Raw genomic sequence first — 15,160 nt, forward strand, 5'->3', positions numbered from 1 at the left:
CTCAGTTCGACGTCAGGACAGTGGCGCATTGCGCCGGCAGATCCGCAACCGTGAGTTCCCGGCGCTTGCGCGGCGGCGGCGCGTTGGGGTCGGGCGGTGGCGGGTTGAGAATGTTGTTCACCCATTGCTGGGCGTCCGCACAGCCATCCCCGGCGGGCGGAGCTGCCTGATCCTCGCACCCGCGCATACCCTTCGGGCAGTTCAGGCGCACATGGAAATGATAATGATGCCCATACCAAGGCCGGATCTTGCGCAGGTACGTGCGATCGCCCTTTTCGGCATTGCACATGGCGACCTTGGCGCCGGGAAAGACAAAGATGCGTGCAACACGCGGATCGCTGGCCGCTGCCTTGAGGATACTGTGGTGAGATCTCGTCCACTTATCGTTGGTAAAAGCCCCGTTGGAACGGCGCATCGAGATTGACGAGATGTTTTCGCGCTCGGTCCGCGACAGGTTCAAGCGATCCGGCGGGCGCATCCAGATGTCTGCATCAAGACCGATCTGGTGGCTCGCATGTCCGGTCAGCATCGGCCCGCCGCGCGGCTGGCTCATGTCGCCGACATAAAGCCCGCCCCAACCCGGCTCGCGCGCCGCGACGCGCGACAGATCCTGTACGAAATCCACCGTTATCGGCAATGCCCAATTGCGGTTGCGCGACAGGCGCATGGCCTGCCAGGTCGGCCCGGTTTCCGGCAATTGCACGGCACCGGCGGCACAGCCCTTGGAATACCCACCGAACGCCGCAGACGATTGCTGCGATCCGGTGCTCATCTTGCCGAACAGCTGCTTGGCCTCGCGTGTGCTCAATACGCCGCTGACGCGGGCGGGGGATGCCGCCGCTTCGGTCTTGCGCGGCGGGCTATCACTACCACACGCCGTCAGAAATAATGCCAGTCCTAAAAGAAGCGTAAACCGTTTCATGTCACTGCCCGATGCCCGTTTGGTTTTACCCAGACTAACAACACAAGCCCGATCAGGAAAAGCCCTATCACCGGACTGACCCCCAATTGCTGTGATCCGCTCATGTACGTGACGATACCGATCAGCAACGGCGCGAGGAAACTGGTCGCTTTGCCAGCCAGCGCGTACAGGCCGAAGGCCTCGGTCATGCGGTCCGGGTTGGCTTGCCGCACCATCATCGTGCGGCTGGCCGCTTGCAGCACGCCCCCTGCCGCGCCGATCAGTGCGCCGTTGATGTAAAACGCGATGTCGGGCAGGGCGGAGTCCTGCTCCAACGGAACTCCGAACATCGCATCGCGCGAAATCAGCACGATGGAAATCGCGACGGCGGTCAGCACCAGAATGGCCGTCACGATGACCCGCTTTGGCCCAAAGCGCGCATCTGCCTTGCCACCCATCCATGCGGCAAACGCGCCCGCGATGATCGCGACGATGCCGAAAATGCCGACATTCTGAACGCTCCAGTCCAGAACACCTGCTGCATAGATTCCGCCGAATGCATACATTCCGTTCAAAGCGTCGCGGTAGAACATTGCAGACGCAAGATAGGCAAACAACGATCGCTCCTGCGGCAGCCGAATGATCGTTGCGCGCAATTCTCGTAACGCGCGCTTTACAGCGCCTTTGGGTGCTTTATGCGACTTGGGATCGCGCACCCAGGCAAAGAACGGCACCATGAACACCACGAACCAGATCGCCGTCAGAGGCCCGACAAACCGCGTGCCTTCTCGCATCGCCGGGTCGAGCCCAAAGGCGGGCTCAAGCCCGATCAAGGTAAGCCCGGTGTCGGCATTGTCGGCAAAGAAGGCCAGCATGATGACCAGCGCGACAAGCCCGCCCAGATAGCCGAACGCCCAGCCATTGCCGGAAATGCGCCCGATCTCTTCGGGTGGGCCAAGGTCGGGTAGCATGGAGTTGGTGAACGTTGTCGCAAACTCCATTCCGATCATGCCGATGGCAAAGAACGTCAGGATCGCAATCAGGCTGAAATCGCCGGGCACCGCAAACCAAAGGCCTGCCGCACCGACAACATACATTCCCGAAAACAGCCAGATCCAGCGCATCCGGTTGCCGCCAGTATCGGCCAATGCGCCCAAAACGGGTGCAAGCAGCGCAATCACTAACCCCGCCGCGCCAATGCCGAAGCCCCAGGCCGATTGCGCCGCGCTGCCGTCGCCCATCAGTTCCTTGACGTAAGGTGCGAAGATGAAGGTGATCAGCAGAGTGTTATAGGGTTGGCTGGCCCAGTCGAAAAAGAACCATCCCCAGATGCGCTTGCGCAATGTGCCGTCTGCCATGCCCGATCCTCTTTTCGCCTTATGAGCGGGAAAGCGCGGCGCTGGCAACCTGTCAGGTGTCCTGCATCGGCGGCCAGGGGCGTTTGTCTTCCGCCTCAAGCCAATGCGCGACCCAATCGGGCATCGTGGGCGAAGGGGTTTCCGCCAGCCCCAACGCGTCGATCACACGGTCGGTCGCGACAATGCCGTTCTTGTCAGTCACGGCAGACCGATACACGGCATGGTTGGCGCATTCACCGTTCATCTTCCACATGGATTGCTCGATATACATGAACCGCGCGTCCCAGCACAAAAGACGGCTGCGCATCTCGAACCTCTCGAACGCGCGCACGCGGCGGCGGTAGCGGACGACGACACCGGCCATCGTCAGCCCCCATCCCTCGCGCCGTCCGGCGGCCAGCAGCCCCGTCGCCTTGGCCAGCGGAATCCGCCCCAGATCATAGAGCGTCAGGGTGCGCCCGTTGTTCAATTCCATCCACATGTCGATATCCCACGGCCAGCAGCGATGCTGCGAAACGTAGGTTTCAGTCGCGCCCAGTTTCGGGGTCTTGCGGGCACGCCATAGGCCGTGCGCCATGCGGATAAAAGGATACATCGGCACTCTCCTGTCGCGCGCTAGGGTGACCTTGTCACAGGTCGCGTCAACCGCGACGCTGCGGCAACCGGCTCTTGTCCTTCGCGCCGCTTGCCCCTACCTGTTGGCCAGCCAAAACCCAAGGAAAGATCACCCGATGCAATCGTTGTTTCAAATCCTCATGCTGCTTTTGGACATCGTGTGGTTCTTCATCATCGCGCATGTCATCATGAGCTGGCTGATCAACTTTCAGGTGCTCAACCTGCGCCAGCCGCTGGTGGCGCAGATTTGGGACGCGCTGAACCGTATCCTTGAGCCGATGTACTCCCGCTTGCGCCGCATCATTCCGCCGATGTCGGGTGTCGATCTGGCCCCGCTGGTGGCCCTGATCGCGATCTACATCTTGCGCATCGTGCTGCAAAACAACGCCGGGTTCTTCTATAGTTTCTGAGCGAACCAAGGCTTGTTCACACATCCTTAGTATGAGACTGTCAGAAACAGAGCAGATATAGTAAAAAACCTGACAGGTCTCCCATGCCGCGCGATATGCCCGACGCAGATATCATTCTGCGGGATGTCTTTGGATTCGACAGCTTTCGCCCCGGTCAGGCCGAAATCGTAGAGGCCGTTGCGCAGGGCGAAAACGTGCTTGCGATCATGCCGACGGGCGGGGGTAAGTCGCTTTGTTTCCAATTGCCGGCGCTGGTTCGGCATGGTGTCACGGTTGTCATCTCTCCGCTGATCGCCTTGATGCGCGACCAAGTGCGCGGGCTTCGCGAGGCGGGGGTGGCCGCTGGCGCGCTCACCTCGACAAACACCGAGGAAGAGAATGATGGCGTCTGGGAGATGCTTCATTCCGGCACGCTGAAGCTGCTCTACCTCGCCCCTGAACGTCTTGCCTCTGGCGGTGCGCAACGAATGCTTCAGCAGGCTGGTGTGTCACTGATCGCCGTGGACGAGGCACATTGCGTCAGCCAGTGGGGCCATGATTTCCGCCCCGATTATCTGCGCATCGGCGAATTGCGCCGTGCCCTCGATGTGCCTCTGGCCGCTTTCACCGCCACGGCCGATGCGGAAACGCAGGAAGAGATCGTCAATCGCCTGTTCGATGGTCAACCGCCGCGCGCTTTCCTGCGCGGCTTTGACCGGCCCAACATCCATCTGATGTTCGCGCCCAAGAACAAGCCGCGCCAGCAGATCATGCAATTCGCCGCCGCGCGCAAAGGCCAATCCGGCATCGTCTATTGTGGCACCCGCGCAAAGACCGAAACCCTGGCGCAAGCGTTGAATGCCGAGGGCCATTCTGCCTGTTTCTATCACGGCGGCATGGACCCGGACGCCCGTCGTTCGGTCGAGGCGCGTTTTGCCACCGAGGACGGGTTGATCGTGGTCGCCACGGTTGCCTTTGGCATGGGGGTCGACAAGCCCGATATCCGTTGGGTGGCCCATGCCGATCTGCCCAAATCCATTGAGGCGTATTACCAGGAGATCGGCCGCGCCGGGCGTGATGGTGCGCCTGCTGAAACGCTGACGCTCTATGGCGCGGATGACATTCGCCTGCGCCGCAGTCAGATTGACGAAGGGCTGGCACCGCCCGAACGCCGCCATGCCGATCACGGGCGGCTGAACGCATTGCTGGGTCTGGCCGAGGCGCAGGAATGTCGCCGCAAGACGTTGCTGACCTATTTCGGAGAATCCGAATCCACCTGCGGCAATTGCGATCTCTGTGACACGCCCGCCAAGGTGTTCGACGGCACCGAAGCGGTGCGCAAGGCACTGTCCGCCGCACTTCGCACCGGCGAAAGTTTCGGCGCCGGGCATCTGATCGACATTCTGCTGGGCACGAAAACCGAAAAGGTGCTTGCGCGCAGCCATGATAATTTGCCGACGTTCGGCGTTGGCAACGATCTCAAACGCGGTGAATGGCAGGCAGTGTTCCGTCAGATGATGGGGTTCGATCTGATGCGCCCGGATGCCGAACGCCACGGTGCGCTTGTCATGACCGAAGCCGCCCGCCCGATCCTGCGCGGAGAGGCCGAGATTTCACTGCGCCGTGACAGCATCGAGGCCGCCAGCGAGCGTCGCCCCAAAGTGCGTGCGCTGGTCAGTGATGAAGACGCGCCGTTAATGTCGGCGCTCAAGGCCAAGCGGCGCGCGCTGGCCGAGGAACAATCCGTGCCTGCCTATGTCATCTTCCCCGACAAGACCCTGATCGAGATGGCCGAGAGTCGACCAAAGACATTGGATCAAATGGCGCGGATCAGCGGAGTCGGCGCGAAAAAGCTCGAACGCTACGGACAGGCTTTTCTGACGGTGATCGCCGGTGACGTGCCGCAGGATCACCCGGCGCGGCGCAAGCTGGCCAGTGGCACTGCCGGTGGCGTTTACGATGCGCTCCTGAATGCACAGGCCAACCTGACGCGGGGGCCGTGCGGGACATTGAAGCCGATGTCTTGTGATGCCGGTCAACTCGCCAAGCTGGCCCAGACCAAACCGCGCGATGCGACAGGCGTGGCGCGAATTATCGGTGACCGTCGCGCAGACCGTTTTGCCGGGGCATTTCTGGACGTTCTGCACAGTCCGGACTAGATCGTTCGCCACTGCTCAACAGGAAAGGTGCTGCCATGCTCGTCGTGATATCCCCGGCCAAACGGCTCGACTGGTCGGAACGTGATGTGACCATGACGGAGCCGGTGTTTCAGGACGACGCGAACCGTCTTGCCAAGACGGCGCGCAACCTGACCCTGGGCAATCTGAAATCTCTGATGGATCTGAGCGACGACCTTGCGAAGTTAAATCGCGACCGATTTCGTGACTATGACGATGCACCGAACAATGCCGATCTGCGCCCGGCTGCGCTGGCGTTTGCGGGTGACACCTATCAGGGGCTGGAGGCCGGCACGCTGGATGATAATGAAATGCGCTGGGCGCAGGATCATCTGCGCATCCTGTCGGGCCTGTATGGCATATTGCGTCCGCTGGACGGGATACAGCCCTACCGCCTTGAGATGGGGAGCCGCCTGAAAACCCGGCGCGGCGGCAATCTTTACGAGTACTGGCGCGACCAGATTTCCAAGGAACTGAGGCGCGAGGCGGAGGCATTGGACACCGACGCGCTGGTTAATTGCGCCAGCCAGGAATATTTTGGCGCAGTGCCGCCAAAGGCGCTGGGCCTGCGGATCGTCACGCCAGCGTTCATGGAGGACAAGGGCACCGGAAAGGGGCCGAAGATCGTCAGCTTTTTCGCCAAGAAGGCGCGTGGCGCTATGGCGCGGTTCATTGTCCAGAATCGTCTGACCGATCCCGACGCGATCAGGGAGTTTGATCTTGGCGGCTATGCCTATCGCGACGACCTGTCAGAGCCGGACAAGCCGGTTTTTGTGCGGCCCTACGAAGCCAGTTGAAGCTGCGGACAATAGAGCGTCAGCTTTTCCATCAGCGCAGCCTTGCGCAACGGCTTTGTCAGGTAGTCGGTCAATCCCGCACCGAGGATCATCTCGCGGTCGCCGTCCATCGCGTGCGCGGTCACCGCGATGATTGGCACGTTCGGCCCGTCCCCTTCAAGCGCGCGGATGCGGGCGGTGGCTTCCTTTCCGTCCATGCCGGGCATCGAGATGTCCATGAATATCACATCCGGCCGTTGCGACTGAAAGGACTCCACCGCCTCGAACCCGTCATTGGCGGTGTGCAGCGCGATGGCCAGTTTGCCGACCATTTTCCGAAACACCATCTGGTTGGTCTTGTTGTCTTCGGCCAGAAGCACCTTCGGCAAATCTTGATCTGCCGAAGCCGTGACGGGCAAGTCGGACGTTCTGGCTTGGTCGTGTTCCGTTGCATCGATTGCCGACGGCAGGGTGACGCGGATGCCGAAGCAGCTTCCAACGCCCTCCTGCGATTCGACCCAAACCTCGCCTTGCATCAATTCAACAAGGCGCTTGGTGATCGAGAGGCCGAGGCCGGTGCCTTCGAATTGCCGGTTGCGGTCGTCCTGGACCTGATTGAACTCACCAAAAACGTGCTCAATTTGATCGGGCGAGATCCCGATGCCCGTGTCCTTGACCGAGATATGGAGCGTTGTTTCGCCGTCGCCCGCCGGAACGCCGACGACGCGCAACAGCACTTCGCCCTTGAGCGTGAACTTGACGGCATTGCCCATCAAGTTTGTGACGATCTGGCGGATGCGGCCGGGATCGGCGATGAATTGCTTGGGCAGGAACATGTCATAGTCGATCCTGAGCGTCAGCCCCTTGGCCTGCGCGCTGGGCTGCAAGAGCATCACCACTTCCTGCAGCGTTTTTTGCAAATCGAACGGCACCGGGTTCAGTACCAGCTTGTCGGCGTCGATCTTGGAGTAATCCAGAACGTCGTTAATGATGACCAGAAGAGCCTCGCCGGAATTCTTGATGGTTTCCACGAAAAGATGCTGTTCGCTGTCCAGATCCGTCTCGGACAAAAGATCGGCCATGCCGACGACACCGTTCATCGGAGTCCTGATTTCGTGGCTCATATTGGCCAGAAACGCCGATTTCGCGCGGTTTGCCGACTCCGCCCTTTCGCGCGCTTCGGTCAGCTGTTCCTGATAGCGCACCGATTCGGTGATGTTGAGAGCAAGACTGACGACATCGCCTGACGGACCGCGGCGATCGATCATGCGGATGTGTTCGCCATTCCAAAGCACAATCTCCATCGGCTCGGGCGCCGCCTGCTGCCAGCGTTCCTGCATTCGCGCGCGCCATTCGGCTGGAGGTTCGTCGCCGATGTTGAGAATGCCTTCTTCGGTCAGCAATTGCAGGATGCGGGGATAGGTGATGCCGGGCTGCGCCTCTTCAAGCTCATCGAACACCGCGAGATAGGCGCGGTTGGCGACGATCATCCGGTTGTCGCTGTCGAAAAAGGCAAACCCGTCTTGAATGGTCTCGATCGAGTGCCAGAGGCGACGTTCGGCGATCTGCACCTTTTCATGCGCGACGCCAAGTTCGGTTTTGACCCGTTGGTTTTCACCACGCACCAGCGCCACCTCGGCGCGGGTTTCGACGATTTCATTGCTGAGCTGCTGCGCGTGTGTTCCCAGTTTGCGATTTGCGGCGAACAATTCGGCCTGCTTGAGTTCCAACAGCCGCTCCGCCGCCAATCGCGCGCGGCGTTCCTCGGCCAATTTGTTGGCGAGACTCATCCAGACCTCCGTTTGCCATTGGGTTTGACCTTCGAGGATTATGGTGAAGAAGAAATTAACCCCGCCGCAATTCAACGCGACGGGGTAACATTTTCTGCCAGAGCCGCAGCGTTACAGACGTTCGACGGCCAGCGCGATGCCTTGTCCGCCTCCGATGCACATCGTGATGAGCGCCTTGGAACCGCCGATGCGCTCCAATTCATAGAGAGCCTTGATCGTGATGATCGCGCCGGTTGCGCCAACAGGGTGGCCCAGCGCAATCGCTCCGCCGTTGGGGTTTACCCTTTCGGAGTCAAGCCCAAGCCCTTTGTTCACGGCCAGCGCCTGCGCCGCGAAGGCTTCGTTGCTTTCGATCACGTCGAAATCGCTGATCGACAGGCCGGTGCGTTCGAGCAGGTTTTCCACTGCCGGAACGGGGCCGATGCCCATCACCTCGGGGCGCACGCCGGCATGTGCATAACCCAAGACGCGTGCCTTGGGTTTGAGCCCGGCGCTGTTGGCGGCAGAGGCCGTGGCCAAAACCAACGCGGCCGCGCCGTCGTTGATGCCCGAGGCGTTGCCCGCAGTCACCGTGCCGTCTTTCTGGAACACGGTGCGCAACCCCGAAAGCGTGTCTTTCGTCGTCGCCTTGGGATGTTCGTCGGTGTCGAAGGCAACCATGTCGCGCTTGACCTTGACTTCGACCGGGACGATCTGGCTTTTGAAACGGCCTTCGCTGATGGCTCGCGCGGCGCGGTCCTGGCTGGTGACGGCAAATTCGTCCTGCGCATCGCGGCTTACGTCATGTTCCGCCGCGACGTTTTCCGCTGTCACACCCATGTGGCCGGTGCCGAACGGGCAGTTGAGCGCGCCCAGCATCATGTCGAGCGTCTGCACATCGCCCATCTTGGCGCCCCAGCGTTGCGAGGGATTGATATAGGGCGCGCGGCTCATCGATTCGGCGCCGCCGGCAAGCGCGAATTCGGCGTCACCCAGCATCAGGGATTGCACGGCAGAGACGATTGCCTGCGCACCCGATCCGCAAAGGCGGTTCACGTTCATCGCCGGAGTCGTGTCGGGGATGCCGGCCTGCATGGCGGCAACACGGCTGAGGTACATATCGCGCGGTTCGGTGTTGATGACATGGCCGAAAACCACGTTGCCGATCTGCGCCGGATCAATGCCCGACCGCTCCATTGCCGCGCGTGCGACCGTGGCTCCAAGGTCGATCGGCGGCGTGCCCGCCAGTGATCCGCCAAACGTGCCGATCGCGGTGCGTGCGCCGTCAAGAATTACGATGTCGTCTGCCATAGGTAATCTCCATTAAAGTTCAGTAATCCCGACCATGATGTTGTGCGCCAAAAGCAGTCCATTCAGTCGAGGGTATCATTTGTCGCCAATTGTGAGCCTTCGAGCATTTTGACCTCGCGTTGCGGGAACGGGATCGAGATGCCATTTTCCTGAAATGCATCCCACAATGCCAGATAGACATTGCCACGAATGTTGGTCAGCCCGCCAGTGGGGTCTCGGATCCAGAAGCGCAGGATGTAGTCGACCGAACTGTCGCCAAACCCGACGATATGGCACACAGGCGCTTTGAAGCTGAGCACGCGATCCACGGATTTCGCCGCCTGGATCGCAATATCGCGCACGATGTGCGGATCGTCGCCGTAAGCGGTGCCGAAGAAAATATCGAGCCGCACGTATTCGTTCGAATGGGACCAGTTGACCACCTGCCCGGTGATCAGGTCTTCGTTCGGAATCAGGTATTCCTTGCCGTCGCGGGTGACCACGCTGACATAGCGCGCGCCCAGCGAATTGATCCAGCCGAACGTGTCGCCGAGCGAGATCACGTCACCCGGTTTGATCGACTTGTCGAGCAGGATGATGATGCCGGACACCAGGTTCGACACGACCTTCTGCAAGCCGAACCCAAGTCCGACGCCGATTGCGCCCGACAGGAACGCCAGCCCGGTGAGATCAACGCCGACAAGCCGCAAGCCCATGAAGAATGCGGCACCGTAAAGCGTCACTTGCAGGAACTTGATCGCCAACACCTGCATTGACGGCGAAATGTCTTCGTTCTTTCGAATCGTGGTGGCGGTGGTGGTGCTGACAAGACGGGCGATGGTGAACAAGGCGGTGACAATGACCACCGCTTGCACCACGAGCCAAAGCGACAGGCGCGTGTCGCCAATGCTGAACGCCGCGCTTTCGAGCAGCGATTGCGCATCGTCCGCGGCACCGGTGATCGACAGGGCGACCCAAATCCACGCACCGTAGCGCACGATGCTGCGCAACACCGGGTTCTTGATCAGACGTGTCGCCAGAACGATCGACAGCCAGGCGGTCGAAAGATTGGCAATGATGCCCAGGAGATAGGAGCGCGATGGCCACGTCACTTCGCGCATCACGAAGATGACGATCCAGATCAGCGCGACAAACAGGATCATGCGCAGCCGGCGATGAAAGATCACCAGCGCGCGCATGCGCCATTTGGGCCAACCTTCGCGGGTCCGCATCCAATCGTGAAGGCGCGGTTTGAGAACGCTGGCCAGCAAATGCGCCACGACGAAAACCGCCAGCACGATCAAAAGCTGGTAGGCGTTCCACGGGCGCACCAGGCTGTCGGTGAACCCTTGGATCCACGCGAACAGATCAAGCGTGAATTCGGTGACTGACTCGGTGGTGACTGTGTCTGAGTCCATATGAAGGATCGGTTCCCTGCCTCTTTGGCAAGGTCGCATCACCAGTGCCTTTGCGCAACTGTTATGGGGAGGGGTTCGGGGTGCCCTCAGACGCCTTGCGGGATGGAGGGGCGATGATGTATGGCTCGCTGCATGAAGATGGTCTTCGATATGGATGATCGCGCGCGGTTGCGTGAACGGTTCTTTGGTTCGACGCACACGGTGCGTGCCCGACTACGCACCCGCGCCTGAACCCACGACCCCTTTCACGTTACCTTGCCTCAAGGGAGAGGACCCATGTCCCCCAAAACGCTTTACGATAAAATCTGGGATGCCCATCTGGCCCACGAAGCCGAAGATGGCACCTGCCTGCTCTATATCGACCGTCACCTTGTTCACGAAGTGACCAGCCCTCAAGCCTTCGAAGGCCTGCGCATGGCGGGCCGCACCGTGCGCGCGCCGGACAAGACGATTGCTGTTCCCGATCACAACGTCCCCACGACGCTGGGCCGCGAGAACCCCGACCAGATGACGCCTGACAGTCGCATTCAGGTCGAGGCGCTGGACATCAACGCCAAGGAGTTCGGCATTCATTACTACCCCGTCTCCGATGTGCGTCAGGGGATCGTGCATATCGTCGGCCCCGAACAGGGCTGGACGTTGCCCGGTATGACCGTTGTGTGCGGCGACAGCCACACCGCGACGCATGGCGCATTCGGCGCTTTAGCGCACGGGATCGGCACGTCCGAGGTTGAGCACGTTCTGGCGACGCAGACGCTGATTCAGTCGAAATCCAAAAACATGAAGGTCGAGATCACCGGCAAGCTGCGCCCCGGTGTGACGGCCAAGGACATCACTCTGACCGTGATCGGCGAAACCGGCACGGCGGGTGGCACCGGCTATGTGATTGAATACTGCGGTGAGGCGATCCGCGATCTGTCGATGGAAGGCCGTATGACGGTTTGCAACATGGCCATCGAAGGCGGAGCGCGTGCCGGATTGATCGCGCCCGACGAAAAGACGTTTGAATACGTCAAGGGCCGCCCGCACGCTCCAAAGGGCGCGCAATGGGAAGCGGCGCTGAACTGGTGGAAGACGCTCTATTCCGATGATGATGCTCATTGGGACAAGGTCGTCACGATCAAGGGTGAAGATATCGCTCCGGTCGTCACCTGGGGCACGTCGCCCGAAGACGTTCTGCCGATCACCGCAGAGGTGCCCGCGGCTGACAGCTTTGAAGGCGGAAAAGTGGGCGCGGCGCAAAGGTCTCTTGACTACATGGGGCTGACGCCGGGCCAGAAGCTTTCGGATATCGAGATCGACACCGTCTTCATCGGCTCTTGCACCAACGGCCGGATCGAGGATCTGCGTGCCGCGGCGGAGATATTGAAAGGCAAGAAGATTGCCGTGAAACGCGCGATGGTCGTTCCCGGGTCGGGCCTCGTGCGTGCGCAAGCCGAAGAAGAAGGGCTGGCCGATATCTTTATCGAAGCCGGTTTTGAATGGCGCCTTGCGGGCTGTTCCATGTGCCTCGCGATGAACCCGGATCAATTGTCGCCGGGCGAGCGCTGCGCCGCCACATCGAACCGCAACTTTGAGGGCCGTCAGGGCCGAGGCGGACGCACGCACCTGATGTCCCCTGCAATGGCAGCCGCAGCAGCGGTGACGGGCAAACTGACCGACGTTCGGGAGATGATGTGATGGAAAAGTTCGAAAAACTGACCGGCATCGCCGCGCCGATGCCCTTGATGAATATCGACACCGATATGATCATCCCCAAGCAGTTTCTGAAAACGATCAAGCGGTCGGGCCTTGGTGCGAACCTCTTTGACGAGATGCGCTTTGACGACGATGGCAAGGAAATTCCCGATTTCGTGCTCAACAAGCCGCAATATCGCGAGGCCGAAATTCTGGTGGCCGGCGACAATTTCGGCTGCGGCTCATCGCGCGAACATGCGCCTTGGGCGCTCAAGGATTTCGGCATCAGGGCGGTGATTTCGACATCGTTCGCCGATATCTTCTACAACAACTGCTTCAAGAACGGCATTCTGCCCATCGTCCTGCCGCGCGAGGCCGTCAATGTGCTGATGAAGGATGCCGAGAAGGGATCGAACGCGCGGATGACCGTCGATCTGGAAAATCAGGTTGTGACCACATCGGATGGAGGGAGCTTTGCCTTCGAGTTGGACAGCTTCAAGAAGCATTGCCTGATGAACGGCCTCGACGATATCGGCCTGACGATGGAAAAAGCTGCTGCAATCGACACGTTTGAATCGCAGGCGGCACAGGCGCGGCCTTGGGTCTGAATGTGCTCGACATGACTTGAAAGAGGCCGCTCGAACATGGGCGGCCTTTTTGCTGGATGACCTCCAAAAAAAACGCGCCACAAGATGTTGTGTACGCGCATCCACTGGCCACATCAGACGATCCGATTTGATGTATTCGCGCACCAGTTAACCGTCAACTCCAATGAATTCACGTGCTTGAACGGACACCGCAGTTGAGCCGTCACCGCAATTTGGGCAAAACTGGGGCAAGAATGAGGCAGTCCGTCGATCCTGACGGCACAAATCTGGAACAAGGGTTCGGCATCGTATCGCGCCCGTCCAGTTTGAAGGGAAACCGGAGTGGTCAAGCGGATCATCGGATCAGCTCTGCGCGCGCTGTTGATGGCGCTTTTGGTGGCGATTCCGTCACTTGTGCTGACTGACACGTCCAACGATGCGGCGCAGATGGCGGCTCTGATCGCGATGGTGGCGGCGGTCGTGACGTTTGTTGAGTATTTTAGTGAATACCCAACCTTTCTCGAATTCCGCAACGCGCCGCCGTTCAACAGGCTACGTTTCCTCGCGCTCTTTTTCTGTGTGCTGTTCGCGTCATTGCTGATGCGTTCAGCTGGCAATCCAGATGATGCCAGTTTGTTGAAAGACCTGTCCTTCAGCGCAGCAGCGGTTCTCGACATCCCGTTTTCACCAATTCGACTGGTGACAATTGCGTTTGGCGATCTCTCCCATTTGGTCGATATCTCGACGGTCGCGCGCATCGCGAGCGTCTTGTTTGCAGTGACGGTCATCGTATTGGTTTTGTTCTGGCTTCATGCGCGGTTCATTTTCTGGCCGATCCGCAAGAAAGCATTCAACTTCTGGATCAACTTGCCTTTGTTCGACCCGACCTCTGGCCGCGATGTGCTGTTTCGGCTGAAGCGAGATGCACATGTTAACCTCGCCTTAGGATTTCTTCTGCCATTCCTGATCCCAGCATTGTTGCAGTGGAGCTTGGGCGCGTTCGACGCGGCGCTGTTGGCTGTGCCTGTCGTAGTGATCTGGATACTGTGCGCATGGGCGTTTTTGCCACTGACATTGATGATGCGCGGCATTGCCTTGTTTCGCGTCGCGGCTCTGGTCGAGGAAAAGAGACGCCGCGCCTACGCGCAGGACGACGAGTTGCAAATCGCCTGATCCTGCTTTTGGCCGCGCTGATGACAAGCGCCTCAGTTACGTTTGCGCAGGAATTGCGACTGGCATTGTGGCATGTGCCACTGTCGCGCGACGGGCCGGGGCTGCTGCTGCGCGATCTGCAAAAACGCGATCCTGAACTGGCGGCGCTGGCCGCGGCGCTGAACAATGCGGATGCGGATGTCATCGTGTTGACCAAATTCGATTACGACGCAGCAGGTGCTGCGTTGGCGGCCTTTGTCGAAATGCTTGGTGGAGGCTATGACTTCACGCTGCCTCTGCGTCCCAATTCCGGGATCGCAACCGACTTTGACGCCGACGCCGACGGGCGTCTTGGCGAACCCGAGGATGCTCAGGCCTACGGACGGTTTCCGGGGCAGGAGGGGTTGGCCGTGCTGTCTCGTTACCCGATCCACCTCGAGGGAGTGCGTTCATACAATCAGTTGCTTTGGAGCGAAATTCCCGGCTCGCACATGTCTCGCGAGGATGCCGGATATGGCGCGCAGCGGCTGTCTAGCGGCGGGCATTGGGTGGTGCCGGTCAACGTGGCAGAGAACGCAGAGGCGCCGCGTTACCTGTCCCTGATGATCGGCCATGCCGGCGCGCCGGTGTTTGACGGCCCCGAAGATCGCAACGGGCGGCGTAACTTTGATGAGTTGCGATTGTGGGAACAGATCATGGATGGCGTTCACGGTCCTCCACTCGGCGCGCCCTTGGTGTTCATGGCGAACTCCAATCTCGACCCCGACCGTGGCGAGGGATATCGCGGGGCGATGGGGCGATTTCTGTCGCGACCGGATTTGCAAGATCCTCTGCCGCGCCAGCCGACGGCCCATTGGGACGACCCAGGTGCGATGCGCGTGTCCTATCTCTTGCCGTCGCGCGATCTGACCTTGCGCGATGCGAGGGTCTGGCCAGTGATGCCGGAGCAGGATCACAGTCTGATCACTGTCGACATCGTCGTGCCAGATCCGCCGTTGCCTTGACCAACCGGCTTTGCGGGGCTAGGCGAAACGCAAACCAGATGTTCAAA

General features: G+C 60.1%; 13 protein-coding genes. 7 read left to right on the top strand and 6 right to left on the bottom strand.

Going from position 1 to position 15,160, the window contains the following annotated elements:
- Position 1: 1 nt before the first annotated feature.
- The 3 genes from mepA to ACGKZZ_RS01450 are packed head-to-tail and all read right to left on the bottom strand — an operon-like array spanning position 2 to position 2,854.
- A complete protein-coding gene (gene mepA, locus ACGKZZ_RS01440; protein WP_411221648.1) occupies positions 2–922 on the bottom strand; it encodes a penicillin-insensitive murein endopeptidase in 921 nt (306 codons plus the stop codon).
- On the bottom strand, positions 919–2,259 hold the full coding sequence (locus tag ACGKZZ_RS01445; RefSeq protein ID WP_411221649.1) for an MFS transporter: 1,341 nt from the start codon (positions 2,257–2,259) through the stop codon (positions 919–921). The genes mepA and ACGKZZ_RS01445 overlap by 4 nt, the downstream gene beginning before the upstream one ends.
- Positions 2,260–2,311: 52 nt before the next feature.
- The gene (locus ACGKZZ_RS01450; protein ID WP_411221650.1) at positions 2,312–2,854 is read right to left on the bottom strand and encodes an acyl-CoA thioesterase; all 543 of its coding nucleotides are present in this window, start codon (positions 2,852–2,854) and stop codon (positions 2,312–2,314) included.
- Positions 2,855–2,990: 136 nt separating this feature from the next.
- On the opposite strand from ACGKZZ_RS01450, the gene ACGKZZ_RS01455 reads away from it, so the two are divergent.
- The 3 genes from ACGKZZ_RS01455 (at position 2,991) to yaaA (ending at position 6,237) form a co-directional block, all read left to right on the top strand.
- Positions 2,991–3,284, top strand: coding sequence for a YggT family protein (locus ACGKZZ_RS01455; protein WP_411221651.1), 294 nt, complete (start codon positions 2,991–2,993; stop codon positions 3,282–3,284).
- Positions 3,285–3,367: 83 nt separating this feature from the next.
- Positions 3,368–5,422, top strand: a complete 2,055-nt coding sequence (recQ, locus tag ACGKZZ_RS01460; protein ID WP_411221652.1) for a DNA helicase RecQ — start codon at positions 3,368–3,370, stop codon at positions 5,420–5,422.
- A 35-nt stretch (positions 5,423–5,457) separates the two neighbouring features.
- Positions 5,458–6,237, top strand: a complete 780-nt coding sequence (gene yaaA / locus ACGKZZ_RS01465; RefSeq protein ID WP_411221653.1) for a peroxide stress protein YaaA — start codon at positions 5,458–5,460, stop codon at positions 6,235–6,237.
- On the opposite strand, the gene ACGKZZ_RS01470 is transcribed toward yaaA, so the two are convergent.
- The 3 genes from ACGKZZ_RS01470 to ACGKZZ_RS01480 all read right to left on the bottom strand — a co-directional run bounded on the left by ACGKZZ_RS01470 (position 6,222) and on the right by ACGKZZ_RS01480 (position 10,693).
- Entirely contained in the window at positions 6,222–8,006 is a 1,785-nt protein-coding gene (locus ACGKZZ_RS01470; RefSeq protein WP_411221654.1) for an ATP-binding protein, read from the bottom strand. The genes yaaA and ACGKZZ_RS01470 overlap by 16 nt on opposite strands.
- A gap of 111 nt (positions 8,007–8,117) precedes the next feature.
- Positions 8,118–9,296, bottom strand: coding sequence for an acetyl-CoA C-acyltransferase family protein (locus ACGKZZ_RS01475; RefSeq protein WP_411221655.1), 1,179 nt, complete (start codon positions 9,294–9,296; stop codon positions 8,118–8,120).
- Between the two features lie 62 nt (positions 9,297–9,358).
- Positions 9,359–10,693, bottom strand: coding sequence for a mechanosensitive ion channel family protein (locus ACGKZZ_RS01480; protein ID WP_411221656.1), 1,335 nt, complete (start codon positions 10,691–10,693; stop codon positions 9,359–9,361).
- A gap of 276 nt (positions 10,694–10,969) precedes the next feature.
- Here ACGKZZ_RS01480 and leuC point away from each other — a divergent pair, with 276 nt between their 5' ends.
- The 4 genes from leuC to ACGKZZ_RS01500 all read left to right on the top strand — a co-directional run bounded on the left by leuC (position 10,970) and on the right by ACGKZZ_RS01500 (position 15,113).
- Entirely contained in the window at positions 10,970–12,373 is a 1,404-nt protein-coding gene (gene leuC, locus ACGKZZ_RS01485; protein WP_411221657.1) for a 3-isopropylmalate dehydratase large subunit, read from the top strand.
- The gene (gene leuD / locus ACGKZZ_RS01490) at positions 12,373–12,978 is read left to right on the top strand and encodes a 3-isopropylmalate dehydratase small subunit (RefSeq protein WP_411221658.1); all 606 of its coding nucleotides are present in this window, start codon (positions 12,373–12,375) and stop codon (positions 12,976–12,978) included. The genes leuC and leuD overlap by 1 nt, the downstream gene beginning before the upstream one ends.
- Before the next feature lie 363 nt (positions 12,979–13,341).
- Positions 13,342–14,130 carry a hypothetical protein gene (locus ACGKZZ_RS01495; RefSeq protein ID WP_411221659.1) on the top strand — a complete coding sequence of 263 codons (789 nt, stop codon included), beginning with the start codon at positions 13,342–13,344 and terminating at the stop codon, positions 14,128–14,130.
- A gap of 20 nt (positions 14,131–14,150) precedes the next feature.
- Positions 14,151–15,113, top strand: a complete 963-nt coding sequence (locus tag ACGKZZ_RS01500) for an endonuclease/exonuclease/phosphatase family protein (protein WP_411221660.1) — start codon at positions 14,151–14,153, stop codon at positions 15,111–15,113.
- Positions 15,114–15,160 lie beyond the last annotated feature (47 nt).

This window comes from Marivita sp. S2033 (assembly GCF_046592965.1).
Taxonomy (GTDB): Bacteria; Pseudomonadota; Alphaproteobacteria; order Rhodobacterales; family Rhodobacteraceae; genus Marivita.

Excerpts from the sequence above, each read along its gene's own strand:
- ACGKZZ_RS01480 (WP_411221656.1), bottom strand. The coding sequence starts at position 10,693 with ATGGACTCAGACACAGTCACCACCGAGTCAGTCACCGAATTCACGCTT.
- ACGKZZ_RS01475 (WP_411221655.1), bottom strand. The coding sequence starts at position 9,296 with ATGGCAGACGACATCGTAATTCTTGACGGCGCACGCACCGCGATCGGC.
- mepA (WP_411221648.1), bottom strand. The coding sequence starts at position 922 with ATGAAACGGTTTACGCTTCTTTTAGGACTGGCATTATTTCTGACGGCG.
- leuD (WP_411221658.1), top strand. The coding sequence starts at position 12,373 with ATGGAAAAGTTCGAAAAACTGACCGGCATCGCCGCGCCGATGCCCTTG.
- leuC (WP_411221657.1), top strand. The coding sequence starts at position 10,970 with ATGTCCCCCAAAACGCTTTACGATAAAATCTGGGATGCCCATCTGGCC.
- ACGKZZ_RS01495 (WP_411221659.1), top strand. The coding sequence starts at position 13,342 with ATGGCGCTTTTGGTGGCGATTCCGTCACTTGTGCTGACTGACACGTCC.
- ACGKZZ_RS01445 (WP_411221649.1), bottom strand. The coding sequence starts at position 2,259 with ATGGCAGACGGCACATTGCGCAAGCGCATCTGGGGATGGTTCTTTTTC.
- ACGKZZ_RS01470 (WP_411221654.1), bottom strand. The coding sequence starts at position 8,006 with ATGAGTCTCGCCAACAAATTGGCCGAGGAACGCCGCGCGCGATTGGCG.
- recQ (WP_411221652.1), top strand. The coding sequence starts at position 3,368 with ATGCCGCGCGATATGCCCGACGCAGATATCATTCTGCGGGATGTCTTT.
- yaaA (WP_411221653.1), top strand. The coding sequence starts at position 5,458 with ATGCTCGTCGTGATATCCCCGGCCAAACGGCTCGACTGGTCGGAACGT.
- ACGKZZ_RS01455 (WP_411221651.1), top strand. The coding sequence starts at position 2,991 with ATGCAATCGTTGTTTCAAATCCTCATGCTGCTTTTGGACATCGTGTGG.
- ACGKZZ_RS01450 (WP_411221650.1), bottom strand. The coding sequence starts at position 2,854 with ATGTATCCTTTTATCCGCATGGCGCACGGCCTATGGCGTGCCCGCAAG.
- ACGKZZ_RS01500 (WP_411221660.1), top strand. The coding sequence starts at position 14,151 with ATGACAAGCGCCTCAGTTACGTTTGCGCAGGAATTGCGACTGGCATTG.